A 23,057-nucleotide genomic window follows, 5' to 3' on the forward strand; every position below is an offset into this window, starting at 1 on the left:
AAGGACGAACGATCATGACGTCACCACTCCCCGCGCCGGCCGAGACCGCCGCCGCTACGCCCGGCCACGACGGCACGTTCCAGCGGGTTCTCGGGCTGCCCACCCTGGTGCTCCTCGGGCTGGTCTACATGGTTCCGCTGACCGTGTTCACCACCTACGGCATCGTCACCGAGATCACCGGCGGCCGGCTGCCCGCGGCGTACGCCCTCACCCTGGTCGTGATGCTGTTCACCGCCCGGTCCTACGGCAAGATGGCGGGCGCGGTCCCGGTCTCCGGCTCGGCGTACGCGTATGTCTCGAAGAGCTTCGGGCCGGCAGCCGGCTTCCTCAGCGGCTGGTCCCTGCTGCTCGACTACATGTTCCTGCCGATGATCAACTACCTGGTGATCGGCATCTTCTTGAACGCCGCGCTGCCGATGGTGCCGCAGTGGGTCATCGTGGTGGCCTCGATCGCCCTGGTCACCGTGGTCAACCTGGCCGGGATCACCTCGATCGCCCGCGCCAACATCGTCATCGTCGGAATGCAGGCGCTTTTCATCGCGGTGTTCGTCGTGCTGGCCATCGTCGAGATCGGCGCGACCGGCACGGTCGACCCGCTCGCACCGTTCGTCGGCACCGGTGAGGGAGACCTGAGCGGGCTGTTCGCCGGCGCGGCGATCCTGTGCCTGTCCTTCCTCGGCTTCGATGCGGTCTCCACGTTCGCGGAGGAGTCGAAGGACGCCCGCCGGCTGGTGCCCCGCGCGATCATGCTCACCACCCTGATCGCCGGTGCGATCTTCATCGGCCTGTCCTACCTCAGCTACCTGGTCCTGCCCACCGCGACCTTCGCGAACGTCGACGCGGCCTCGCTGGAGGTGATCACCAAGGTCGGCGGCCAGTTCCTGTCGGTCTTCTTCACCGCCGCGTACGTCGCCGGCGGCCTGGGCTCCGCCCTCACCTCCCAGGCCTCGGTGTCACGGATCATCTACGCCATGGGCCGGGACGGGGTGCTGCCGACCCGTGTCTTCGGCTGGCTGTCGAAGCGGGGCGCGCCGGTCTCGGCGATCCTGGTCACCTCGGCAGTCGGGCTGCTGGCACTGGTGATCTCGCTGACCACCATCTCGTCCCTGATCAGTTTCGGCGCGCTGGTGGCCTTCTCCATGGTGAACCTGTCGGTGATCAAGCACTTCTTCGTCGACGAGAAGCGGCGGTCCGGGTCCGACGTCGTCTCCTACGTCGTGCTGCCGCTGATCGGCTTCGCCGCTACCGTGTGGCTGTGGACCAGCCTGTCCGGGCTCACCTTGATCGTCGGGCTGAGCTGGGCGGCGATCGGCTTCGTCTACCTGCTGGTGCTGACTCGTGGGTTCCGCCGGCCGACACCGCAGCTGGATCTGAAGGAGGTCTGACCCGATGGGCGCCATCGTCTTCGGCGGCGGCACGATCGCGACCGGATCCGAGCGCGGCGACCTGGACCGGCTGGTGGTGGTCGACGGCCGGGTCGCCGAGCCGGGCGCGGCTGATCCGGCCGGCGCGGAGGTCGTCGATCTCGGTGGCGGCTACCTCGGTCCCGCGTTCGGCGACGGCCATGCCCACCTGATGCAGGCCGGCCGGGAGTTCTCCGGGCCGGAGATCCGGTCGGCGTCCTCAGTCGCCGACGTCGTCGCGTCGGTTCGGGCCTGGGCCGACGCCCACCCGGACGCCGAGTGGATCGTCGGCGCCAGCTACGACGCGACCCTGACCTCGGACGGCCGGTTCGACGCGCGCTGGCTGGACGAGGCGGTCGCCGACCGACCGGTGGTGCTGCGCGCCTGGGACTACCACACGGCGTGGTGCAACAGCCGCGCGCTGGAGCTGGCCGGCATCACCGCGGACACCCCCGACCCCGCCGACGGGATCATCGCCCGCCGGCCCGACGGCAGCCCGCTGGGAACCCTGATCGAGTCCGGTGCGACCGATCGGGTCTTCGACCTCGTCCCGCCGACCTCGGTCGAGCAGGGAGTCGAGGAGCTCCGCCGCAGCACCGCGTTCGCCGCCTCCTGCGGGATCACCTGGGTCCAGGACGCCTGGGTCGAGCCGGGCGACGTCGACGCCTGGGTCGCCGCGGCCGAGCAGGGGGCGCTGTCGGTGGACGCCGACCTCGCCATCCGGGCGGATCCGGTGGACTGGCCGGAGCAGGTCGGCGAGCTCGCCGGCCTGCGGGACCGGATCGAGCGGGCGCCCGGGATCACCGCCCGGACGCTCAAGTTCTTCGTCGACGGCATCATCGAGAACCACACCGCCTACCTGCTCGCGGACTATGCCGACGCCTGCACCCGCGGGCTGCCGGTGTGGACCGACGATCAGCTGCGCCAAGCGTTCGTCGACGCCGACCTGCTCGGCTTCGACATCCATCTGCACGCCATCGGCGACGGCGGTGTCCGGCTCGCGCTCGATGCCACCCAGCACCTGCGCGGCGTCACCGGCTGGTCCGACCGGCGGGTCACCCTCGCCCACGCCCAGCTGGTCGACGAGGCCGACCTGGCCCGGTTCGCAGCCCTGGACGTGACGGTCTGCTTCCAGCCGCTGTGGGCGGTCGAGGACGCGGTGATGCGGGACCTGACCCTGCCGCGGCTCGGCCCGGAGCGCTCGCTGCACTACCGGATCCGATCGGTCCTCGACGCGGGCGCCCGGATCAGCTTCGGCAGCGACTGGCCGGTGACCAGCCCCGAGGTGCTGGCCGGTATCCGGACGGCGGTCACCCGCGAGACGCCCGATGGCTGGCCCGCCGGTGGCTGGCACCCCGCCGAGCGGATCACGGTGACCGAGGCGCTGACCGCCGCGACCCGCGGTGTGGCCTATCAGGGGCGGTCCGAGGGCGTGCGTGGCGCGCTCGTGCCCGACGCCCAGGCCGACCTGGTCTGGCTGTCGGCCGATCCCCGCAGCGTCGCGCCGAAGGCCCTGACCGACGTACGGGTGCTGGGCACCTGGCGTCGCGGCACCCGGACGTTCTAGGACGCCATCGTCCCGCCCCGCCCGCCGCTTCCCCGGAAACTGTGCGGCTGCTGCAGCTCCCGTCGGCGTGTCGCTGCACCTACCGCACAGTTTTCGGGGGCCAGTGGCGGGCGGGAGTGGTGGGAACGAGGACGAGACCGTCGAGCACGAACCACGCCACGGTGATCGCGTACATCCCGGTGGCGGTCAGCCAGACGCTGATCCCGCCGTCGTTCAGCAGCGTGCCCAGGATCGCGACCGCCAGGCCCGCGATCACGACCGGCCGGATGGTCGAGTAGGCGGTGGCGACCCTGGGCACCGCCCAACGCAGCATGCCGATCCACAGCGGGACGCCGATCGCGAGCGAGATCAGGCCGAGCGGCGAGACGATCGTGTCGACCGAGGCAACGCCCTTGCGCACCACGATGTCGAACGCGTCCCCGTCGATGATCCGCTGGACGAAGTTGCCGAGATGGCTGCGCGCCCCCGGACCACGACGCCAGTCCAGCACCGAGATGATCGCGACCAGCACGACCGCCCCGACCCCGGCGAGCGCGAGTCTCGGCCACGACACCCGGGCGTCCGGCCGGTCGATCGCGAGGGCGAACAGCAGCCACAACAACGGCGGGGTCAGCGCGATCACGCCGCCGAAGTCGGTGCCCATGCTCGGCCAGCCCTCGCACAGCACGATCCCGAAGCCGATCGCCGCGACCGCGACGACCGCCAGCCGCGGCCGGCCGTTCGTCCGCAGCCGGTGCGCCACATAGCCGGCGAGCAGCAGGCCGGCGGCGGCGTACGCGGCGAAGGTGACGTTGCCGAAGCCGTACCAACGCAGCCCGAGGATCGGTCGCGAGTTGAGCAGCGAGCCGGGCTGCATCACCGCACCGAGCGCGGCGTCGGCGGTGAACGCGGCCACCGTCAGGCCGGCGCCGGCGATCGCGGCCGGCACCCGCAGCCATCGGGAAAGGCCGAGGGCGGCCAGGGTGAGCGCGCCCGCCCACCCCGCGGCAACCAACCCGACCGCCAGACCGGGATGGCGGAGCCCCTGCCAGGGAACGGATCCGGTCAGCATCATGGCGGCCGCGGTGATCGTGCCGACCGTCATGATCAGCCGGGCCAACGGCCAGCGGCGACGCCACAACGCGACCCCGAAGACGGCCAGCAGCACCGCACCGCCTACCCCGACCGCGAGATAGCCGCTGACCACCGCGTCCGAGAGCGCGGTCACCGCCGCCAGGTGCCGCTCGATCCCCCTCACGCTCAGGTCGTCCGGATCGACCGCGAACGGCGAGCCGTCGACGGCGGCCGACGTCGCCGCCGCACCACCGCCGAAGTCGATCAAGGTCGCGGTCAGATCGGTCAGCGTGACGATGCCCTCCCGCCGGGTGCTGTCGGAGGTCAACCAGCCGGGAATGGTCGTGCCGAGCCGGTAGACGACCTGGGTGCCGGGGTCGTCCGAGCCGGCGTCCGGGCCGATCCCGGTGAGGATGACGGTGACGTCGCTGCGATCGGCCAGCTCGGCGACCAGCGCGTCGGCCGCGTCGCCGGCATCCACCAGGGTGATCGGGCAGGCCGGTTTCGCGCCGCCGGCGCGGAACTGCGCCACCGTGGCGTACGCCGCCAGCGACCCGTCCGGCCGCGCCGCGGCCAGCGCCGCGCCGGGACCGACCGCGCCGACACAGCCGGACACCGAGGCGGACAGGGTGCCGAGCTTCGCGTCGCCGTGGTTCGCCGCGGCCGCCGCCTCGCGGGCCGCCCAGTCGGCGACCCGGGCGTCGCTTCCCGATCCGTTCACCACCGGGTCGCACAACTCGCCGACCGCCGCCCGCCGGCCTGCGCCGAGCGTCGTCCAGCCGGCGGCGGCGCAGTCGCCGACGTACCGCGGCCGGACCACCATCGAGCCGGCCTGCGCGTCGTCGAGGTGCGCGCCGAGGACCTCCCGGTCGCCCGGCGACAGCGTGTAGCGGCCGGTCACCCCGACCACCACCACCTGGGGGGTATAGATCGCCGAGGACGTCGCCGGCTCCCCCGCCCAGTTGACCAGGCGGAACGCGACGAAGACCAGGCCCAGACCGATCAGCGCCCCGATCCAGTGACGGGTCGACCGGCGCACGGCCTAGACCCGGGCGGCCAGGAAGCTCTGCACTCCGGTGAAGAACGCGCGGCCGTCCAGCGTCGGGCCGGTCAGCTGGTCGACGTTGTGCTCCGGGTGCGGCATCAGACCGACCACGTTGCCACGCTCGTTGCGGACACCGGCGATGTCGCGGCGCGAGCCGTTCGGATTGCCGTCCAGGTAGCGGAAGACGACCTGTCCCTCGCCCTCGAGCCGGTCCAGGGTCGGCTCGTCGGCGATGTAGCCGCCCTCGCCGTTCTTCAGCACGATGGTGATCTCGTCGCCGACGCCGAACTCGCCGGTCCAGGCCGTGTCGATCGACTCGACCCGCAGCTTCTGGTCCCTGCAGACGAACGTCCGGACGTCGTTGCGGATCAGCGCTCCCGGCAGCAGGTGTGCCTCGCACAGGATCTGGAAGCCGTTGCAGATGCCCAGCACCGGCATGCCTCGATCGGCCTCGCGGATCACCTCCGCCATCACCGGCGCGAACCGGGAGATGGCTCCGCAGCGCAGGTAGTCGCCGTAGGAGAACCCGCCCGGCAGGATCACCGCATCGACCCCGTCCAGCGTGTCACTCGCGTGCCACAGCGACACCGGCTCGCCCCCGCACAACCGGACGGCACGCAGCGCGTCGTGATCGTCCAGCGACCCGGGGAAGGTGACGACCCCGATCCGGACCGGCATCAGGCGGACGCTCCCTCGGATGCCTCCTCGGCGACGAACTCGTCGGCCACATGCACGACGAACGTCTCGATCACGGTGTTCGCGAGCAGGGTCTCCGCCGCCTGATGGATCGCGTCGATCCGTTCGGCAGTCAGCTCCCCGTCCACCTCGAGCTCGAACCGCTTGCCCTGCCGGACCGCGATCCCGTCGAACCCGAGCCGGGCGAGCGCGCCGGTGACGGCCTTGCCCTGCGGGTCCAAGATCTCGGGCTTCGGCATGACCTCGACCACCACACGTGCCATGCCCCGATCCTATCGAGCCCGGCCGCCCTCGCCGTCCGCGGCGACCGGCGCGAACACATCGCCGGTCAGCTGCTCGTACGCGCTCACGTAACGGGCCCGAGTGGCGGCGACGACCTCGGCCGGCAGACCCGGCGGGGCATCGCCGGCGGAGCGGTTCCAGCCGGAGTCGTGCAGCAGCCAGTTGCGGACGTACTGCTTGTCGTAGGAGTCGAGCCGTCCGCCCGGCTGCCAGGTGCTCGCGTCCCAGAATCGGGAGGAGTCCGGGGTAAGCACCTCGTCGGCCAGCACGACCGTTCCGTCCGGCCGGCGGCCGAACTCGAACTTGGTGTCGGCCAGCACGAAGCCCCGCTCGGCGGCGATCGACGCCGCCCGGGTGTAGACCGCGAGCGTCAGGTCGCGGATCCGGGTCGCCAGCTCGCCGCCGACGGTGTCGGCCACCGTCTCGAACGAGACGTTCTCGTCGTGCTCGCCCAGCGCCGCCTTGGTCGCCGGGGTGAAGATCGGCTCCGGCAGCCGGGAGCCGTCCACCAGCCCGTCCGGCAGCGGAACGCCACACACCTCGCGGGTCTGCTGGTACTCGAGCCAGCCGGAGCCGGTCAGGTAGCCGCGCGCGACGCACTCCACCGGGATCATCTCCAGCCGCTCGCAGACCACCGCCCGCCCGGCGACCGGGGCCGGGACATCACTCGACAGCACGTGGTTGTCGACCAGGTCGGCCACCCGGTCGAACCACCACAGCGACAGCCGGTTCAAGACCTCGCCCTTGTCCGGGATCCGGCTGCTGAGCACGTAGTCGAACGCCGAGATCGCGTCGGTGGCGACCATCAGCAGCCGGTCGTCGTCGAGCCGGTAGAGCTCGCGCACCTTGCCCTTGTGCACGAGCGGCAGTCCGAGCAGCTCGGCATAGTCGGGCAGGGCCTGGTCGGGCCGGGTGGCGTCGGGCTGGGCAGCTGGCACCCGGCCATTCTGACCGATCTCCGGGGTGACCCTCACGGTCCCCCACTGTTCCCGGACGGCACCAGCAAACCCCTTCGATCCGGCGGCACGGCGATGCAGGGTGGAGGGGTAGCCATCTCAGCCTCGGAAGGATCCATCCTCATGTCTACCCTCGTCCGCCCCACCAACGACCGGATGATCGCGGGCGTCTGCTCCGGGGTCGGTCGCCGGTTCGGGATCTCGCCGAACGTGGTGCGGCTGATCTTCGTGCTCAGCATGCTGCTGCCGGGTCCGCAGATCCTGATCTATCTGGCCGGCTGGATCCTGATCCCGAACGAGTCCCGCTTCTGACCGCGAGGCTCAATGGGGCATCCGATACAGCGTTGCCACGATGTCCTCGATGTCCGGCTCCTCCAGCGTGAGGTCGCGGACCTCGGCCTGGACGCCGACCGCGGCGAGCACCTGCGCCGCGGTCGTCGTCTCGGGCGCGAACGCGAAGCGCTGACGCAGTCCGTCCAGCTCGCTGCCGATGTGCTCGACGCCGGGGATGTGCAGCGGCGGGTGCGGCTCGATCAGGTCGACCACCAGCACCCGCCGCAGGGCGACCAGGCGGGCCAGGTCGGGCAGCGTTCCGTCGTAGGCCAACCGGCCGCGATCGACCACCAGCACCCGTTCGCAGAGCCGCTCGATGTCGCTCATGTCGTGAGTGGTCAGCAGCAGCGTCATGTTCGCCCGCTCCCGCTCGGCGATGAGGAACTGCCGTAGCCGCTCCTTGCTCAGCACGTCCAGACCGATGGTCGGCTCGTCCAGCACCAGCAGCCGCGGCCGGTGCACCAGCGCCGCCGCGACCTCGCCGCGCATCCGCTCGCCGAGCGACAACTGCCGGACCGGAGTGTCCAGCAGCCGACCCAGCTCGAGCTCGGCCACCAGCGCCGCGATCCGCTCGGCGGCGTCGCCGGCCGGGAGCCCGTGGATCGCTGCCAGGATCCGGAACGAGTCCTGCAGCGGCAGGTCCCACCACAGCTGGCTGCGCTGACCGAAGACGACGCCGACCTGACGGGCCAGCTCGCGCCGCTGCGGCACCGGCGTCATCCCGCAGGTACGGACCGACCCGCTGGTCGGCACCAGCACTCCGGTGATCATCTTGATCGTGGTCGACTTGCCCGCGCCGTTCGCGCCGATGTAGCCGACCGACTCGCCGGCGGCGATCCGCGCCGAGATGCCGTCGACGGCATGCACCACCCGCTTGCTGCGCCGCAGCCGTCCCGACTTGGCGCGCACCACGAACGAGCGGCGCAGGTCGGCGAACTCGATGATCGGTGCCGTGCCATCGGGATCGGCGATGCCGGGATCGGCGATGCTGGGATCGGTCACGCGTCAGCCGCCCGCCCCGACGAAGCGGCGGATGCCGGTCCGCCAGACAAGGGCCGCGATCACCCAGATCCAGATCGCGAACACCGGTGCGAGCCAACCGAGCCAGGCCGGCAGATACGGCGTACCGGGCAGGCCCAAGATCAACAGGGTCGGCAGGTAGGCGACGAAGGTGGCCGGGAAGACGAACGTGAACAAGATCCGGACCGGCTTGATCAACACGCTGCCCGGGAGCTGGGCGGCGTACGAACCGCCGTAGACGAAGCCGTTGGTCAGCTCGGCGCCGTCGACGACGAAGAACTGCAGGCCGCCGGCGATGGTGAAGAACGCCCCGAACACGGCGGCCCCGACGAACGGCGTGATCACCAGCAGATACAGCGTTGCCGGGTCGTACGTGATGTCCAGCCCGGGCAGAGCGATCGCGGCGATGACGGCTCCGATGGCGACCCGGCCCAGCCGCCTGAGCTGCAGATCGCCGGTGATCAGCTGGGCGAGCAGCGGCATCGGGCGGACCAGCATCACCTCGAGCCGGCCCATCCGGATGTTGGTCGGCATCGTGTCCAGCTCGCCGAAGACCATGTCGGCGAGCGAGAACCCGATGTTGGCCAGCGCGAAGACCAGCGCCGCCTGGCGGAAGTCGAGGCCGCCGAAGACCGGCACGTTGTACATGATCGCGTAGAGCTCGAGAAACTCGATCACGCCGACCCCGAATGAGGTCGCGACGGTCAGCCAGAAACTCGTCCGGTAGGCGTACTGGCTGCGGATCCGTGAGCCGAGCAAGATCGCGTACGTCCGGCGCCGGGTGAGCCCGCCGGCGGGCCGGCTCGCCGACAGATCAGCCACCCTGCACCACCAGCCGGCGCGATCCGCGCCAGGTGACGACCCGGGCGAGGGCGACCAGCAGCACCAGCCAGCCGAGCTGCATCAGCACCTGGAGCGCGGCCGCCGCGCCGAGCACCAGGCCGGACAAGACGTCGATCGGCACCTGGAGCATGGAAGGGAACGGGGTCGCGTACGCGATCGTGCGCAGCCAGGGCGGAAACAGGTGGATCGGCACGAACAGGCCGCACAGCGGCCCGACCAGCACGAAGTAGAGGCCGATGAAGCCCCGGACATCGACGCTCCAGAAGGCGACCAGGTTGAGCAGGTAGCGCAGCGTGAAACTGATCGACAGCGCTAGGGCCAGGCTGATCAGACCGAGCGGATATGCGGTCCACGACGTCGGCAGCGCGAGCCCGACGGTGAGCCCCCCGATCAGCAGCGGCGGCAGACCCCGGCTGAGCAGCTGGAAGCCGGCTCGCCCGACGTCGCGGGCCCACCAGCCGAGCTGCAGATCGATCGGTCTGGCGATGTCCACCGCGATCTCGCCGGTCCGCACCCGGTCGGCGATCTCGGTCCAGGCGAAGATGGCCAGCGGCGCGATCAGCGCCTGGCCGAGCCAGACGTACGTCGACGCGAGCTTCTGGTTGTAGCCGAGCAGCGTTCCGCCGCTGGCCGCGATCGCGGCGAACATGACGCTGATCCGGATGAACCCGAACACGCTCTGGGTCACCACCCCGGCCACGACGGCCAGCCGGTAGGTGCTGTAGCGCCGGAACTCCGCCGCTGCGAGCTCCAGATACCGACGCACAGTCACCCGACGCTAGGCGCCGGCCCGCGACCGGTCAAGCCGATTACCGCAGCGTGGGCTCCCTCCTGCAGGCGTGTCACCCGACTTCGCGCGCCCAACTGCGACTTCGCTCACCGTCGGAGGTGAGCGAAGTCTCGCTACGACGAGCGAAGTGGCGTCGACAGCCCGATCGGTCCCGCGACCTGCACAGTTTCGGCAGCGGAGGACGGGCTCACAGCACGAGGCCGGGCTGGTAGCCGGCCGCGTCGGGGTGCTCGGCAGCCAACTGTTCCACCCGGTCGACGATGCGGGCCACCTGCTGCTGGGCGGTACCGGCCAGCTCGAGCGGGCTCGCCACGAGCGCGTCCAGCTCGGCCCGGGAGAGCCGCAACCGCGGGTCGGCGGCGAGGCGGTCGTAGAGGTCGTTGGTCGCCAGACCCTCGCGCATGGCCAGCGCGACGGCGACCGCGTGCTCCTTGATCGCCTCGTGCGCGGTCTCCCGGCCGACCCCCTTGCGGACGGCGGCTAGCAACACCTTGGTGGTGGTCAAGAACGGCAGGTAGCGCTGCAGCTCGGCCTCGATCACCGCCGGGAACGCGCCGAAGTCGGCCAGCACGGTGAGGAACGTCTCGAACAGCCCGTCGAGAGCGAAGAACGCGTCCGGCAGCGCCACCCGGCGGACCACCGAGCAGGAGACGTCGCCCTCGTTCCACTGGTCGCCGGCCAGCTCGCCGACCATCGAGACGTAGCCGCGGACGATGACCGAGAGCCCGTTCACCCGCTCGCAGGATCGGGTGTTCATCTTGTGCGGCATGGCGCTGGAGCCGACCTGGCCGGGCCGGAAGCCCTCGGTCACCAGCTCCGCGCCGGCCATCAGCCGGATGCTGGTGGCGACGTTGGACGGGGCGGCGGCGACCTGGCCCAGGGCGGTCACCACGTCGTAGTCGAGCGAGCGGGGATAGACCTGTCCGGTCGAGACGAAGACGTTCGCGAACCCGAGATGATCGGCGATCCGCGCCTCCAGCGCTGCCAGCCGCTCGGCGTCGCCGTCGACCAGGTCCAGCATGTCCTGCCCGGTGCCGACCGGTCCCTTGATGCCGCGCAACGGGTAGCGGGCGATCAGCTCGCTGACCCGGGCGTACGCGATCAGCAGCTCCTCGGCCGCGGTCGCGAACCGCTTGCCGAGCGTGGTCACCTGGGCCGCGACGTTGTGCGAGCGGCCGGCGATCGGCTGCGCGGAGTACTGCGCGGCCAGCCGGGCCAGCTGGACCAGGGTCGCCACCATCTTGTCTCGGATCACCCCCAGCGCGGAGACGATCTGCAGCTGCTCCACGTTCTCGGTCAGGTCGCGGCTGGTCATCCCCTTGTGCACGTGCTCGAACCCGGCGAGAGCGTTGAACTCCTCGATCCGGGCCTTCACGTCGTGCCGGGTGATCTTCTCCCGCTCGGCGATGCTGCCGAGGTCGACCCGGTCGACGGCGGCCTCGTATGCCGTGATCACCTCGTCGGGGTCGGCGCCGCCGAAGTCCACGCCGAGATCGCGCTGGGCCCGGAGCACCGCGATCCACAGCTGCCGCTCGGCGACGATCTTGTGCTCGGGCGACCAGATGTCTCGCATCGCGGCCGACGCGTAGCGGGTGGCCAACACGTTGGGGACGCTCATGCGCCCAGCTCCGCAACCGCGACCGCGCCGGCGGCTGCCCGCTCGGCGATATCGCGCCGATAGAACGACCCGGCCAGGTCGATCCGTTCGATCCCGGCGTACGCGGCGGTGCGGGCCCGGTGCAGGTCGGCACCCAGCCCTACGACGGTCAGCACCCGACCGCCGGAGCTGACGATCCGGCCGGCCGGGTCGAACGCGGTGCCGGCCTGGACCACTAGCCGGCCGTCGGACCCGGCGACGTCCAGCCCCGAGATCACGCCGCCGGTCACCGGCGGTCCGGGATAGTTCTCCGCGGCCAGCACGACTCCGACCGCGCTCTCCGACCGCCACTGCAGTGGCGGGTGGTGCGCCAGCGATCCGCTCGCCGCGGCCAGCAGCAGCCCGGCGAACGGGGTGGCGAGCCGGGCCAGCAGCGGCTGGGTCTCGGGATCGCCGAACCGGGCGTTGAACTCGATCACCCGGACACCACGCCCGGTCAGCGCAAGGCCGGCGTAGAGCAGGCCGGCGAACGGGGTGCCCCGGCGGGCCAGCTCGTCCACGGTCGGCTGCAGCACCGTCCGGGTGACCTCCTCGACCAGGTCGACCGGCGCCCAGGGCAGCGGCGTGTACGCGCCCATCCCGCCGGTGTTCGGACCGGTATCGCCGTCGCCGACCCGCTTGAAGTCCTGCGCCGGCTGCATCGCCAGCACGGTGGTCCCGTCGGTGATGCCGAACAGGCTCACCTCGGGCCCGTCCAGGAACTCCTCGACCACCACCCGGCCGCAGCCGGCCGCGTGGGCCAGCGCGGTGTCCCGGTCGGCCGTGACCACGACGCCCTTGCCCGCCGCCAGACCGTCGTCCTTGACCACGTACGGCGGGCCGAACTCCGCCAGCGCCGCCGCGACCTGATCCGCGGAGTCACAGACCCGGGCGCGAGCGGTGGGCACGCCCGCCGCCGTCATCACGTCCTTCGCGAATGCCTTGCTGCCCTCGATCCGGGCCGCCTGCGCCGACGGTCCGAAGCAGGCGATTCCGGCGGCGCGGACCGCGTCCGCCACGCCGGCAACCAGGGGCGCCTCCGGACCGACCACGACGAGATCGGCCGCTACCTCGCGGGCGAGGGCCGCCACCGCCGGCCCGTCGAGGATGTCCACCTCCACATTGGTCGCGATGGCCGCCGTGCCCGGGTTGCCGGGGGCGACGTACAGCTTCGTCACCTGCGGATCCGCGCTCAGGGCCAGTGCCAGCGCGTGCTCGCGGCCGCCCGAGCCGACGACGAGGACAGTCAGACCGTGGGTCACCGGGCAAGCCTAATGGTGCTCAGCGGCCCGGGCGGGGCGCCGGCGCCGCCACCGAGTCACGGACGACCAGCGGGCAGTCCAGCAGCACCCGCCCGGCAATCGGGCTGTCGGCACCTTCGACCATCCGATCCAGCAGCGCCTGCATCGCGGCCTCACCCATCTCGCGATGCGGCAGCCGCACCGTGGTCAGCGCCGGAACCATCGTCGGCGCCACGTTCTGGTCGTCGTCGTAACCCACCACCGACAGGTCACCGGGGACGGATAGGCCGAGGTTCGCGGCCGCGAGGACCGCACCGGCGGCGGCCCGGTCGTTCGCACAGATCAGGGCCGTGGGGAGCGGATCGCGCGTGGTCAGCACGTGTGTCGCGGCCGCATGACCCTGTTCGATGTCCCAGCCGCCGACCACCGACGGCGGCACAGCGAGCCCGGCCGCCGCCATCACCTCGAGGTATCCCTGCTCGCGCAGGTGGGTCGCCACCACGTCCGGCGTGCCCGCGAGCAAGACGATGTCGCGGTGACCGCGCTCGACCAGGTGCCGGGCGGCCGCCGCACCGCCGGCGATCTCGTCCGGGACGAAACCGAGCACGCGGTCGTCGGGGTCGAAGCAGTTGGCCAGCACGATGGGCGCCCCGGAGCCCACGGGCGACGGCTCGTAGGAGCGGAGGCTCATCGCGGCGAAGAGAAAGCCGTCGACCTGCCGATCGCGGAGCGTGTCGAACGCGCGCGCCTCCTGGCTCGGGTCGCGCTGGGTGTCGATCACCAGCAGCAGGTAGCCGTGCGCCGCCGCCCGCTCCGATGCTCCCTGCAGCAGGCGACCCGCGTAGCCGGCGGTGGCGATCGCGTCGGTCACCACCCCGATGGTGGCACTGCGCTGGGTCCGCAGGCTCAGCGCAACGGGGTTCGGCCGGTAGTCCAGCTCCCGTGCGGCGGCCAGGATCGCCGCCTGGTTGGCCGCAGAGATGTTGCCGGCGCCGCGACCGTTCAGCACCAGCGAGACCGCGCTCCGCGACACCCCGGCGCGATCGGCCACGTCCTGGGAGGTCGCTCGACGGGTCATGACCGCGAGACTACCTAACGCGCGTCAGCCCCGGACGGGACCGACATCCGCAGAGCGGGGCCGGGACGCCCGGGTGCTGTCGGTGGACGGCGGGTCCGGTTACAGTGGCGACGGGTATCCGGGGGCCCGAGGCAGATTCCGAACCGAGGAAGCACTGATGCCGATCTCCCGCCGCGCCGCAGTCATCGCCGGTACCGTCACGCTCGTCGTCGCCGGCTGCGCCGGGCCGACCGGACACACCGATCTGGCCGTGCCGGTGCGGGTGGACGCCACGCTCGAGGCGGCGGCCCGGCCGTTGACCGCGACGACCGTCTCGGTGCCCTCGGCGCTCCGCGCCGCACCCTTCAACGTGAAGCGCACGCTGACCGTCCCGCAGGGCTGGACCGTCAGCGTCTGGGCGCGGCCGGCGAAGGCCAGACTGCTCGCCTGGGCGCCGGACGGCCGGCTGCTGGTCTCCCAGCCCGCGTCCGGCCGGATCACCCGGCTCACCCCGGACAAGCGTGGCTATCCGACCTCGCAGACCCTGGTCTCGGGGTTGACCCAGCCGCACGGGATGGCGTTCCGCGGCTCGACGCTCTATGTCGCCGAGAGCAACCGGATCAGCTCCTTCCACTACGAGAAGGGCAAGGTCAGCGGCCGGAGGACCGTCGTCAGCGGGCTGCCGGACGCCTCCACACCCGAACTGCACGGCGCCTACGCGCACGCCCTGAAGAGCATCGCGATCAGCCGTGACGGATCGCTGTTCTTCTCGATCGGTTCGAGCGGGAACGTCTCGGCCGGTGACCGCTCGGCCAGCCCGCAGCGAGCGACGATCATGAAGCTCGCGAAGGGCGCTCGCACGCCGACCGTGTACGCCCGCGGGGTGCGCAACGGCACCGGTCTGGCCTTCGCGCCCGACAACACGCTCTGGACGGCGGTGAACAACCGGGACCGGACCGCGTACCCCTACGACAAGGACTACGACGGCGACGGAGCGTCGGACCGCGGCAAGGTGATGACGGACTACGTCAACGAGCACCCGCTCGAGCCGATCGCCCACGTGTACTACAAACGCGACCTCGGCTGGCCGTACTGCAATCCGGATCCGGACGTCGAGCAGGGTGTCCGCGGCACCGCGCTGACCTTCGCGAACCGGCCGTTCGTGCGCGATGTCCAACTGAACCCGACCGGCTCGCATCTCGACTGCACGAAGCTGCCGAGGATCGAGCAGGGTCTGCCGGCCCATTCCGCACCGCTGGGCATGAGCTTCACCCCTGCTGCGCTGCCCGGCGGCTACGGGCACGGCGCCCTGATCGCCGCCCACGGTTCGTGGAACCGGACCCCGCCGCGCCCCCCGGAAGTCGCCTTCTTCCACCGCACGACGGGAGCGCTCGGCAACCGGCAGACCCTGGTCACCGGCTTCCAGCTCGCCGACGGCAGTCGCTGGGGCCGGCCGGTGATGGCGGTCCAGGGCAAGGACCACGCGCTCTACGTCAGCGACGACCTCGCCGGCGCGATCTACCGGATCGTGCCGAAGAAGGACTGAGCGGGTCGGTCAGAGCAGATCGTTGATCATGATCGACTGCTCGCGGCCGGGTCCGACGCCGATGCCGGAGATCCGGGCGCCGCAGAGCTCCTCCAGCCGGTTCACGTACGCCTGGGTGTTCTTCGGCAGGTCGGAGAAGTTGCGGCAGTCGGTGATGTCGTCCTCCCAGCCGTCGAGCTCCTCATAGATCGGCTTGGCGTGGTGGAACTCCGACTGGGTCAGCGGAAGCACGTCGTGCCGGACGCCGTCGACGTCGTACGCCACGCAGACCGGGATCTTCTCCCAGCCGGTGAGCACGTCCAGCTTGGTCAAGAAGATGTCGGTGAAGCCGTTGATCTTGGCGGCCTGCTCCACCACCAGCGGGTCGAACCAGCCGCACCGCCGGGGCCGGCCGGTCGTCGTGCCGAACTCGCCGCCGGCGTTGCGCAGCGCGTCGCCGGTCTCGTCGAGCAACTCGGTCGGCATCGGCCCCTCCCCGACCCGGGTGGTGTAGGCCTTGGCGATGCCGATCACCCGGTCGATCCGGGTCGGCCCGACGCCGGCGCCGACGCAGGCACCGCCGGCGATGGGGTTCGAGGACGTGACATAGGGGTACGTCCCGTGGTCCACGTCGAGATGGTGCGCCTGCGCACCCTCGAACAGCACGACGTCGCCGGCGTCGAGCGCGTCGTTGAGGATCCGGCCGACGTCGACGATGTAGGGCCGGACCCGCTCGGTGTAGGACAGCAGGTGGTCGGCCACCTGGACCGGGTCCAGGGCCCGCCGGTTGTAGACCTTCACCAGCAGGTGGTTCTTCTGATCCAGCGCGGCGTCGACCTTCTGCCGCAGGATCGACTCGTCCAGCAGGTCTTGGATCCGCAACCCGATCCGGTTCACCTTGTCGGAGTAGGCCGGTCCGACGCCACGACCGGTCGTGCCGATCCTGGCCTTGCCGAGGAAGCGCTCGGTGACCTTGTCGATCACCTGGTGGTAGCTGGCGATGATGTGCGCATTGGCCGAGAGCAGCGGGTGCTGGAACTCCACCCCACGCGAGGCAAGGGCCTCGATCTCACCGAACAGCACGTCGAGGTCGATCACCACCCCGTTGCCGAGGACCGGCACGCAGGAGGGGTTCAAGATCCCGGACGGGAGCAGGTGCAGCGCATAGCGCTCGCCGTTGACGACCACCGTATGGCCGGCGTTGTTGCCACCGGAGTAGCGGACGCAGTAGTCGACCCGGTCGCCGAGCTGGTCGGTGGCCTTTCCCTTTCCCTCGTCGCCCCACTGCGCTCCCACCACCACAATGCCCGGCATGTGATCGCCGCCCTTCGCTAGAAAGAGTGAAATCCCCGGGCGCATTGGCCACAGGGACTCTTGCGACGTAACTCTACCGACATCTCTCCCGCGGAGTCCGCACGGTCCGGCCCACCGCTCGAGAATGCCCTCCCCCGCGCGGAAAGTGTGCCGCTGTCGCATCGGCGGCCGGCGTGTCGCTGCAAGAGCCGCACAGTTTCGGTTGGCGGGGTGATGGGGGCGTCAGGCGGACAGCGCCCGGTAGGCCTCGAGCGAGGACTCGCGGAGGAACTCCGCGCAGCGCTGCTGCTCGACGTCGTCCCCGATCCGGCCGGCCGCCACGCTGAGCGCCCACAGCGCACGGAGGAAGCCGCGGTTCGGGGCGTGCGACCACGGAATCGGGCCCTGCCCGCGCCAGCCGCTGCGGCGGAGCAGATCGAGCCCGCGGTGGTAGCCGGTGCGGGCATAGGCGTACGCGGCCACGTCCTCGGCCGCCCCGCCGGCGGCCAGCGCCCGCTCGGCCAGCAGCGCCCAGCCCAGGCTGGAGGCCGGATTGGCCGCGACCAGCTCGACCAACGGGCCGTTCTCGGCGGCGGCCAGCTCCGCGGCCGCCGGATCGGGCGGCAGCAGGGTCTCCGGCAGCGACGAGGCGAGCAGGTTCACGGGCGGTTCGGTCACCGCCCCACTGTATCGGCGGCCCTTCGGGGGCCGAATGCCGATTGATAGACATCGAACGATTAGATGTCTAACATAGATGCATGAAGATCAGCCTCAGCGTCACGAGCTTCACCTGGCCGGACGGTCCCGGAGGCATCGCCGGCCGGCTCGCCGAGCTGGCCCGGATCGCCGACGACAGCCGGCTCGACACCATCTGGGTGGCCGACCACCCGCTGCAGTCCGACCCCGCCTGCTCCCCCGACGAGCCGATGCTCGACGCCTACACCACGCTGGGGCAGCTGGCCGGGCTCACCGGCCGGATCAGGCTCGGCACGCTGGTCAGCTGCGCCAGCTTCCGCGCGCCGGCACTGCTGATCAAGGCGGTCACCACCCTCGACGTGCTGTCCGGCGGTCGCGCCTGGCTCGGCGTCGGCGCCGGCTACAACGAACGAGAGGCTCGCGCGATGGGCCTCGACCTGCCGCCGGTCGCAGCCCGGTACGACCGGCTGATCGACACCCTCGAACTCGCCGCGCGGATGTGGGTCGACGACCGGTCGCGGTTCGACGGTCGCAGCACGGTGCTGGAGGCGCCGGTGTCGTCGCCGCTGCCGCTCAGCCGGCCGCGACCGCCGATCCTGATCGGCGGGGTCGGCGAGCGGCGGACCCTGCCGCTGGTGGCGCGCTACGCCGACGCCTGCAACCTGTTCGACCTGCCGGACAGCGGCAACGCGCTGCGCCGCCAGCTGGGCGTGATCGAGCGCGAGTGCGCGGCGCTCGGACGGCCGTACGAGGAGGTCGAGAAGACCGTGACGACGTTCCTCCGCGAGGGCGAGCCGGAGACCGACCTGGTCCGGCGCTGCCGGGAACTCGCTTCGATCGGCCTGGACCACGTGGTCGTGATCGTCCGCGGCCGGGCCTTCGACCGCGCCGAGGTGGAACTGCTGGGCCGGGCCGCCGACCGGCTCGCGCACGCCTGATGCCCCGGCCGGACGGCGCCGGCGTCCCCCTCGGGGTCGTCGTGGCGCAGACCGCCAAAGTCCTCGACCGGGCGTTCGAGGAGGCGCTGGCGAAAGCCGGCGGCAACCGGCCCACCTGGCTCGTGCTGCTGGCCGTCAAGTCCGGCGCGGGCACGCTGCAGACCGTGCTTGCCGACCGGGTGGGCATCTCCGGACCGACGCTGACCCATCACCTGGACCGGCTGGAGGCGGGCGGCCTGGTCCGCCGCAACCGCGATAGCCAGAACCGTCGGGCGCAGTCGGTCGAGCTGACCGAGGCCGGTGAGGCGATGTTCTTCCGGCTCCGCGACGCCGCGGTCGCGTTTGATGCTCGGCTGCGCACCGGGCTCGACGACGCCGCCATCGCCTCGGTGACCGAGATCCTGCAGCGGCTGGCGTCGAACGTCCGCGACTGACCTCGATCTTGTACCTGAGATGAACTGCCCAGCTGTTTTGCAGGATTACTGCTCTGCTGAAATCTGTCTATACTCGTCTCGTGAGTGCAACGACCGGACCTCGCTATCTCGGCATCCAGGGCCGTGGGACGATTGCGCTACCCGCGGACGTACGCCGCCGGCTGCACCTGGACGAGCCGGGGGCTCAGCTGGAGTTGACCGAGCGCGAGGACGGTGTGCTCGAGTTGCGTGCTGCGCTGCCGATTCCGGCCGACCAACGCTGGTTCTGGACCGAGCGCTGGCAGCAACGCGAGCGCGAGGTCGACGAGCACGTCGAGGCTGGACGACTGGTGACCCATGACTCCATCGAGGATTTCCTCGACCACCTCGACCGTCTCGACAATCTCGACCGGGAGTGAAGTTCGAGACCACGCCTGCCTTCGACAACGACTATCGACGGCTCAGGCGAGAGCACGCCGACGCGTTCAAGCGAGTCGTTCGGGAGAAGTTCGCGCCGGCGTGCGACGCTTACGCAACAGATCCCACGTCGATCTGGCCAGCTGCGCTGCGCGTGAAGTCCGTCCGGTCAGCGCCCGGAATCTTCGAGATGACGTGGTCGTTCGCAAGCCCTGACGGACGGGCCACGTTCGAGCTGATCACTGTGGACGGCGAGCTCAGATGCCGCTGGCGCCGCATTGGCGACCACGCGGTGTTCAAGGAACCATAGCGTCAGTAGTCGACCGCGTCCCGGATCAGCGGGCAGGTCATGCAGTGGCCGCCGCCGCGGCCGCGGCCCAGCTCGGCGCCCACGATGGTGATCACCTCGATACCGGCCTTGCGCAGCAGCGAGTTGGTGGTGGTGTTGCGGTCATAGGCCACCACGACGCCGGGTTCGATCGCGACCAGGTTGTTGCCGCTGTCCCACTGCTGGCGCTCGGTGTCGTACGAGCTGCCGCCGGTCTCCACGACGCGCAGCTCCGTCAGCCCGAGCGCGCGCTGGACGACGGTCACGAACGAGTCCTTCTCCGCGGTCACCTCCAGCCCGGGTGCCTTGTCGCTCGGTCGCAGGGTGAAGGTGTTGATGCCGTCGACGATGTCCGGATAGGCGGTCACACAGTCCACGTCGGCGAAGGTGAACACGGTGTCCAGATGCATCGCCGCCCGCAGCCTCGGCATCCCGGCGACGATCACCTGCTCGGCGCCGCCGCCCTCGAACAGCTTCTGCGCCACCTGGGTGATCGCCTGCCGCGAGCTCCGCTCGCTCATCCCGATCAACACCACCCCGTTGCCCGGCACCTCGACGTCACCGCCCTCGAGGGTGGCCAGGCGCCAGTCCTGCTCCGGATCGCCCCACCACACCTTCGAGCCGACGAAGTCGGGGTGGAACTGGTAGATGGCCTTCATCAGCAGCGTCTCGTCGTGCCGCGCCGGCCAGTACAGCGGGTTCAGCGTCACCCCGCCGTAGATCCAGCAAGTGGTGTCGCGGGTGTACAACGTGTTCGGCAGCGGCGGCATCAGATACTCCCGGCCGCCGAGGGCCTCGCGAGCCAGCGACACGTAGCCGGGACGGAAGTCGTCCGGGAGGTCCAGTGTCGACAACCCGCCGATCAGGAACTGGGTCAGCTCCCGGGGATCGAGGCTCTCCAGGTAGGCCCGGGTGTCGTCGACCAGACCGAGACCGACCTCGTTGGCGACGATCTTCCGATCCAGCAGCCAGTCCCGGGCCTCGGTGTTCGCCACCGTCTCGGCCAGCACGTCGTGCAGCTCGACGACCTCGACGCCGCGCTCGCGCATCTTGGTCATGAAGTCGAAGTGGTCGCGCTTGGCGTTCTGCACCCACAGCACGTCGTCGAACAACAGCTCGTCGCAGGTGGTCGGAGTCAGCCGGGTGTGGGCCAGTCCCGGGGCGCAGACCAGGACCTTGCGGAGCCTACCGACCTCGGACTGCACGGAGTAGGCGGCCGACGGCACCGGCGTCGATGACTGGGACATGGTTCTCCTCCGGAGTTCGACGAGCCTTCAATATGGTGACGAGGGCAGCTGATCACGAGAGACGGCGCCGTCGCTGATCAGATCCAGTCGCGGCGTTTGAACAGGGCATACAGCAGCGCCGCGGAGATCACCATCAGGACGAAGTACAGCCAGAAGCCTGCCAAAGTGCCGACCAGCGGGAACCGGACGTTCATCCCGACGAAGCTGGTGACCAGGGTCGGCACGGCGATCACGGCGGCCCATCCGGTCAGCTTCTTCATGATCGAGTTGAGCCGCAGATCGGCCAGCGCGAGGCTGGTGTCGAAGACCGACGACAGCGCCTCCCGCAGGGCGTCCGCCGCATTGGCCACCCGCTGGTGCCGCTCCTCGAGCAGCCGCCAGTGCCGGGCCAGCTCGGCGCGCCGCTTGCTGGACGCGGACCGGGACGGCTTGGCGTCGGGCAGGCTGTCGGCGAGCTCGGACAGCACGGTCCGCATCGGGTCGGTCATCCGGCGCAGCCGGGACAGGACCGAGCGGAGCCGAAAAGCCCACAGCTGCTCGTCCTTGGTCAGCGGCCGCTCGTGGAACAGCGCGTTCGCCAGCTCGTCGCTGGAGGTCTCCAGCCAGTCGACGACCTGTTCGTAGTTGCTGATCACCACCGCAACCAGCACCTGCAGCGCCGCCTCGACGCCGCCGGCGGCCAGCCACTCCTGTTTGCCGGCCAGTGCCGCCGCCGGGCGGAAGGTGCCGAACTCGTCAGCGCTGCAGATCAGCGCCCGATCGGTGACCACCAGCGAGACGGCTCGATCGGTCACCGCCGCGCGGTCGGTGTCCAGCTCGAGCACGTTGGTGACCACGATCCGCGCCTGGTCGAGCTGGTCGAACTTGGCCCGGCGATCGGTCGCGGTGAGGTCGCGGAGCGCGAACTCGTCCAACTCCAGCTGACCGGCCACCTCGTGCAGTGCTCGCGATGCATGCTCCGAGCGAGGCAGCACCCACCAGGCGAAGGCGTCGGAGTGCAGTTGCAGGACGTCGGAGAGGTCCTCACCGGTCAGGTCGTCGGCGACGACCCGGCTTCCCGACCAGACCCGGCTGAGCGGGGTCGGTCGGGAAGCACTCAACGCGGTCACGGCTGGAGACTACGCTCCGGACCGGCCGGGTGGTCGGCGCTCAGGCGTTCAGCGACGTACCGGTGCTGCGCAGGTCCTCGCAGGCGGTGATCACCCGGTCGGCCATGCCGGCCTCGGCCGCCTTGCCCCAGGCGCGGGGGTCGTACGCCTTCTTGTTGCCGACCTCGCCGTCCACCTTCAGCACGCCGTCGTAGTTGGCGAACATATGACCCGCGGCTGGGCGGGTGAACGCGTACTGAGTGTCGGTGTCGATGTTCATCTTGATCACGCCGAAGTCGACCGCGGAGCGGATCTCCTCCAGGGTCGAGCCGGACCCGCCGTGGAAGACGAGGTCGAACGGGCTCGCCTTGCCGATCTTCTCCCCGACCTTCTCCTGGATCTCCTTCAGCACCTCCGGACGGAGCTTGACCGCACCCGGCTTGTAGACGCCGTGCACGTTGCCGAAGGTGAGCGCGGTGATGTAGCGGCCCTTCTCGCCGGTGCCGAGCACCTCGACGGTCCGCAGGCCGTCCTCGACGGTGGTGTAGAGCTTGTCGTTGATCTCGTTGCTGACCCCGTCCTCCTCACCGCCGACCACGCCGACCTCGATCTCGAGCACGACGTTGGCCGCCGCGGTGAGCGCCAGCAGTTCGTCGGCGATGGCCAGGTTCTCCTCGACCGGAACCGCCGAGCCATCCCACATATGGGACTGGAACAGCGGCAGCCCGCCGTTCTTCACCCGCTCGGTGGAGATCGCCAGCAGCGGCCGGACGAAGCTCTCCAGCTTGGGCTTGGGGCAGTGGTCGGTGTGCAGCGCGATGTTGATCGGGTAGTTCTTGGCCACCTCGTGGGCATAGGCCGCCAGCGCGACAGCGCCGGTCACCATGTTCTTGATCGTCGGCCCGGACGCGTACTCCCCACCGCCGGTGGACACCTGGATGATGCCGTCCGAGCCCGCCTCGGCGAACCCAGCAAGGGCGGCGTTGATGGTCTGCGACGAGCTGATGTTGATGGCCGGATAGGCGAACGACTCCTGCTTCGCCTTGTCCAGCATCGCGGCGTAGACCTCGGGAGTTGCGATCGGCATTGCAGTTCCTCACCTCGAACGGATCTGTCTGCCGCCGCTCGCGCGCGGCGGGCAGGCACAGTCTGTCATCACGAGCGCCGAACGGAAAACGTGTCAGCACCGC

23 protein-coding genes are annotated in these 23,057 nt (G+C 70.6%); 8 read left to right on the plus strand and 15 right to left on the minus strand.

What is annotated here, in order from left to right; genetic code table 11:
- The first annotated feature begins 14 nt into the window (after window positions 1-14).
- Entirely contained in the window at window positions 15-1,385 is a 1,371-nt protein-coding gene (locus ABD747_RS14370) for an APC family permease (RefSeq protein ID WP_344805675.1), read from the plus strand.
- A gap of 4 nt (window positions 1,386-1,389) precedes the next feature.
- Window positions 1,390-2,970, plus strand: a complete 1,581-nt coding sequence (locus tag ABD747_RS14375; RefSeq protein WP_344805677.1) for an amidohydrolase — start codon at window positions 1,390-1,392, stop codon at window positions 2,968-2,970.
- A 79-nt stretch (window positions 2,971-3,049) separates the two neighbouring features.
- On the opposite strand, the gene ABD747_RS14380 is transcribed toward ABD747_RS14375, so the two are convergent.
- From ABD747_RS14380 to ABD747_RS14395, 4 genes are read right to left on the minus strand one after another with little or no spacing between them, the layout of a single operon-like run.
- Entirely contained in the window at window positions 3,050-5,062 is a 2,013-nt protein-coding gene (locus ABD747_RS14380) for a hypothetical protein (protein WP_344805679.1), read from the minus strand.
- Between the two features lie 3 nt (window positions 5,063-5,065).
- Window positions 5,066-5,746: a phosphoribosylformylglycinamidine synthase subunit PurQ gene (purQ, locus tag ABD747_RS14385; protein ID WP_344805681.1), complete on the minus strand. Its 681-nt coding sequence runs from the start codon at window positions 5,744-5,746 to the stop codon at window positions 5,066-5,068.
- Complete coding sequence (gene purS, locus ABD747_RS14390; protein ID WP_344805683.1) at window positions 5,746-6,027, minus strand: phosphoribosylformylglycinamidine synthase subunit PurS; 282 nt, start codon at window positions 6,025-6,027, stop codon at window positions 5,746-5,748. Before purS ends, purQ begins: the two co-directional genes overlap by 1 nt.
- A gap of 9 nt (window positions 6,028-6,036) precedes the next feature.
- Window positions 6,037-6,984 carry a phosphoribosylaminoimidazolesuccinocarboxamide synthase gene (locus tag ABD747_RS14395; protein ID WP_344805685.1) on the minus strand — a complete coding sequence of 316 codons (948 nt, stop codon included), beginning with the start codon at window positions 6,982-6,984 and terminating at the stop codon, window positions 6,037-6,039.
- 141 nt (window positions 6,985-7,125) lie between these two features.
- Here ABD747_RS14395 and ABD747_RS14400 point away from each other — a divergent pair, with 141 nt between their 5' ends.
- Window positions 7,126-7,314, plus strand: coding sequence for a PspC domain-containing protein (locus ABD747_RS14400; protein ID WP_344805687.1), 189 nt, complete (start codon window positions 7,126-7,128; stop codon window positions 7,312-7,314).
- A gap of 9 nt (window positions 7,315-7,323) precedes the next feature.
- Here ABD747_RS14400 and ABD747_RS14405 read toward each other — a convergent pair whose 3' ends face one another.
- The 6 genes from ABD747_RS14405 to ABD747_RS14430 all read right to left on the minus strand — a co-directional run bounded on the left by ABD747_RS14405 (window position 7,324) and on the right by ABD747_RS14430 (window position 13,943).
- Window positions 7,324-8,337, minus strand: a complete 1,014-nt coding sequence (locus tag ABD747_RS14405; protein ID WP_344805689.1) for an ABC transporter ATP-binding protein — start codon at window positions 8,335-8,337, stop codon at window positions 7,324-7,326.
- A 3-nt stretch (window positions 8,338-8,340) separates the two neighbouring features.
- Window positions 8,341-9,177 (minus strand): ABC transporter permease, encoded by an 837-nt coding sequence (locus ABD747_RS14410; RefSeq protein WP_344805691.1) that lies wholly within the window; start codon window positions 9,175-9,177, stop codon window positions 8,341-8,343.
- Window positions 9,170-9,970 (minus strand): ABC transporter permease, encoded by an 801-nt coding sequence (locus ABD747_RS14415; protein WP_344805693.1) that lies wholly within the window; start codon window positions 9,968-9,970, stop codon window positions 9,170-9,172. Before ABD747_RS14415 ends, ABD747_RS14410 begins: the two co-directional genes overlap by 8 nt.
- 205 nt (window positions 9,971-10,175) lie before the next feature.
- Window positions 10,176-11,606 (minus strand): adenylosuccinate lyase, encoded by a 1,431-nt coding sequence (purB, locus tag ABD747_RS14420; RefSeq protein WP_344805695.1) that lies wholly within the window; start codon window positions 11,604-11,606, stop codon window positions 10,176-10,178.
- A complete protein-coding gene (gene purD, locus ABD747_RS14425) occupies window positions 11,603-12,874 on the minus strand; it encodes a phosphoribosylamine--glycine ligase (protein WP_344805911.1) in 1,272 nt (423 codons plus the stop codon). The genes purB and purD overlap by 4 nt, the downstream gene beginning before the upstream one ends.
- 31 nt (window positions 12,875-12,905) lie before the next feature.
- Window positions 12,906-13,943, minus strand: a complete 1,038-nt coding sequence (locus ABD747_RS14430; protein ID WP_344805697.1) for a LacI family DNA-binding transcriptional regulator — start codon at window positions 13,941-13,943, stop codon at window positions 12,906-12,908.
- Between the two features lie 157 nt (window positions 13,944-14,100).
- Between ABD747_RS14430 and ABD747_RS14435 the strand changes: the two genes are divergently transcribed.
- Complete coding sequence (locus tag ABD747_RS14435; protein WP_344805699.1) at window positions 14,101-15,468, plus strand: PQQ-dependent sugar dehydrogenase; 1,368 nt, start codon at window positions 14,101-14,103, stop codon at window positions 15,466-15,468.
- A 9-nt stretch (window positions 15,469-15,477) separates the two neighbouring features.
- Here the strand turns inward: ABD747_RS14435 and ABD747_RS14440 are convergent, their stop codons facing one another.
- Together ABD747_RS14440 and ABD747_RS14445 are read right to left on the minus strand one after the other, a co-directional pair.
- The gene (locus ABD747_RS14440; protein ID WP_344805701.1) at window positions 15,478-16,761 is read right to left on the minus strand and encodes an adenylosuccinate synthase; all 1,284 of its coding nucleotides are present in this window, start codon (window positions 16,759-16,761) and stop codon (window positions 15,478-15,480) included.
- 222 nt (window positions 16,762-16,983) lie between these two features.
- Entirely contained in the window at window positions 16,984-17,418 is a 435-nt protein-coding gene (locus tag ABD747_RS14445) for a DUF3151 domain-containing protein (RefSeq protein ID WP_344805703.1), read from the minus strand.
- A gap of 80 nt (window positions 17,419-17,498) precedes the next feature.
- Between ABD747_RS14445 and ABD747_RS14450 the strand changes: the two genes are divergently transcribed.
- From ABD747_RS14450 to ABD747_RS14465, 4 genes are all read left to right on the plus strand, one after another.
- A complete protein-coding gene (locus ABD747_RS14450; protein WP_344805705.1) occupies window positions 17,499-18,374 on the plus strand; it encodes an LLM class flavin-dependent oxidoreductase in 876 nt (291 codons plus the stop codon).
- The gene (locus ABD747_RS14455; protein WP_344805707.1) at window positions 18,374-18,808 is read left to right on the plus strand and encodes a MarR family winged helix-turn-helix transcriptional regulator; all 435 of its coding nucleotides are present in this window, start codon (window positions 18,374-18,376) and stop codon (window positions 18,806-18,808) included. The genes ABD747_RS14450 and ABD747_RS14455 overlap by 1 nt, the downstream gene beginning before the upstream one ends.
- An 80-nt stretch (window positions 18,809-18,888) precedes the next feature.
- The gene (locus ABD747_RS14460) at window positions 18,889-19,206 is read left to right on the plus strand and encodes an AbrB/MazE/SpoVT family DNA-binding domain-containing protein (RefSeq protein WP_344805709.1); all 318 of its coding nucleotides are present in this window, start codon (window positions 18,889-18,891) and stop codon (window positions 19,204-19,206) included.
- Entirely contained in the window at window positions 19,203-19,514 is a 312-nt protein-coding gene (locus ABD747_RS14465) for a hypothetical protein (protein ID WP_344805711.1), read from the plus strand. The genes ABD747_RS14460 and ABD747_RS14465 overlap by 4 nt, the downstream gene beginning before the upstream one ends.
- Window positions 19,515-19,516: 2 nt before the next feature.
- Here ABD747_RS14465 and ABD747_RS14470 read toward each other — a convergent pair whose 3' ends face one another.
- The 3 genes from ABD747_RS14470 to fbaA all read right to left on the minus strand — a co-directional run bounded on the left by ABD747_RS14470 (window position 19,517) and on the right by fbaA (window position 22,954).
- Window positions 19,517-20,779: an arginine deiminase gene (locus tag ABD747_RS14470; RefSeq protein ID WP_344805713.1), complete on the minus strand. Its 1,263-nt coding sequence runs from the start codon at window positions 20,777-20,779 to the stop codon at window positions 19,517-19,519.
- Between the two features lie 77 nt (window positions 20,780-20,856).
- Window positions 20,857-21,888 (minus strand): magnesium transporter CorA family protein, encoded by a 1,032-nt coding sequence (locus ABD747_RS14475; RefSeq protein WP_344805715.1) that lies wholly within the window; start codon window positions 21,886-21,888, stop codon window positions 20,857-20,859.
- Between the two features lie 40 nt (window positions 21,889-21,928).
- A complete protein-coding gene (gene fbaA / locus ABD747_RS14480; protein WP_344805717.1) occupies window positions 21,929-22,954 on the minus strand; it encodes a class II fructose-bisphosphate aldolase in 1,026 nt (341 codons plus the stop codon).
- Window positions 22,955-23,057 lie beyond the last annotated feature (103 nt).

It is taken from the genome of Microlunatus ginsengisoli, from assembly GCF_039537205.1.
Taxonomy (GTDB): Bacteria; Actinomycetota; Actinomycetes; order Propionibacteriales; family Propionibacteriaceae; genus Microlunatus; species Microlunatus ginsengisoli.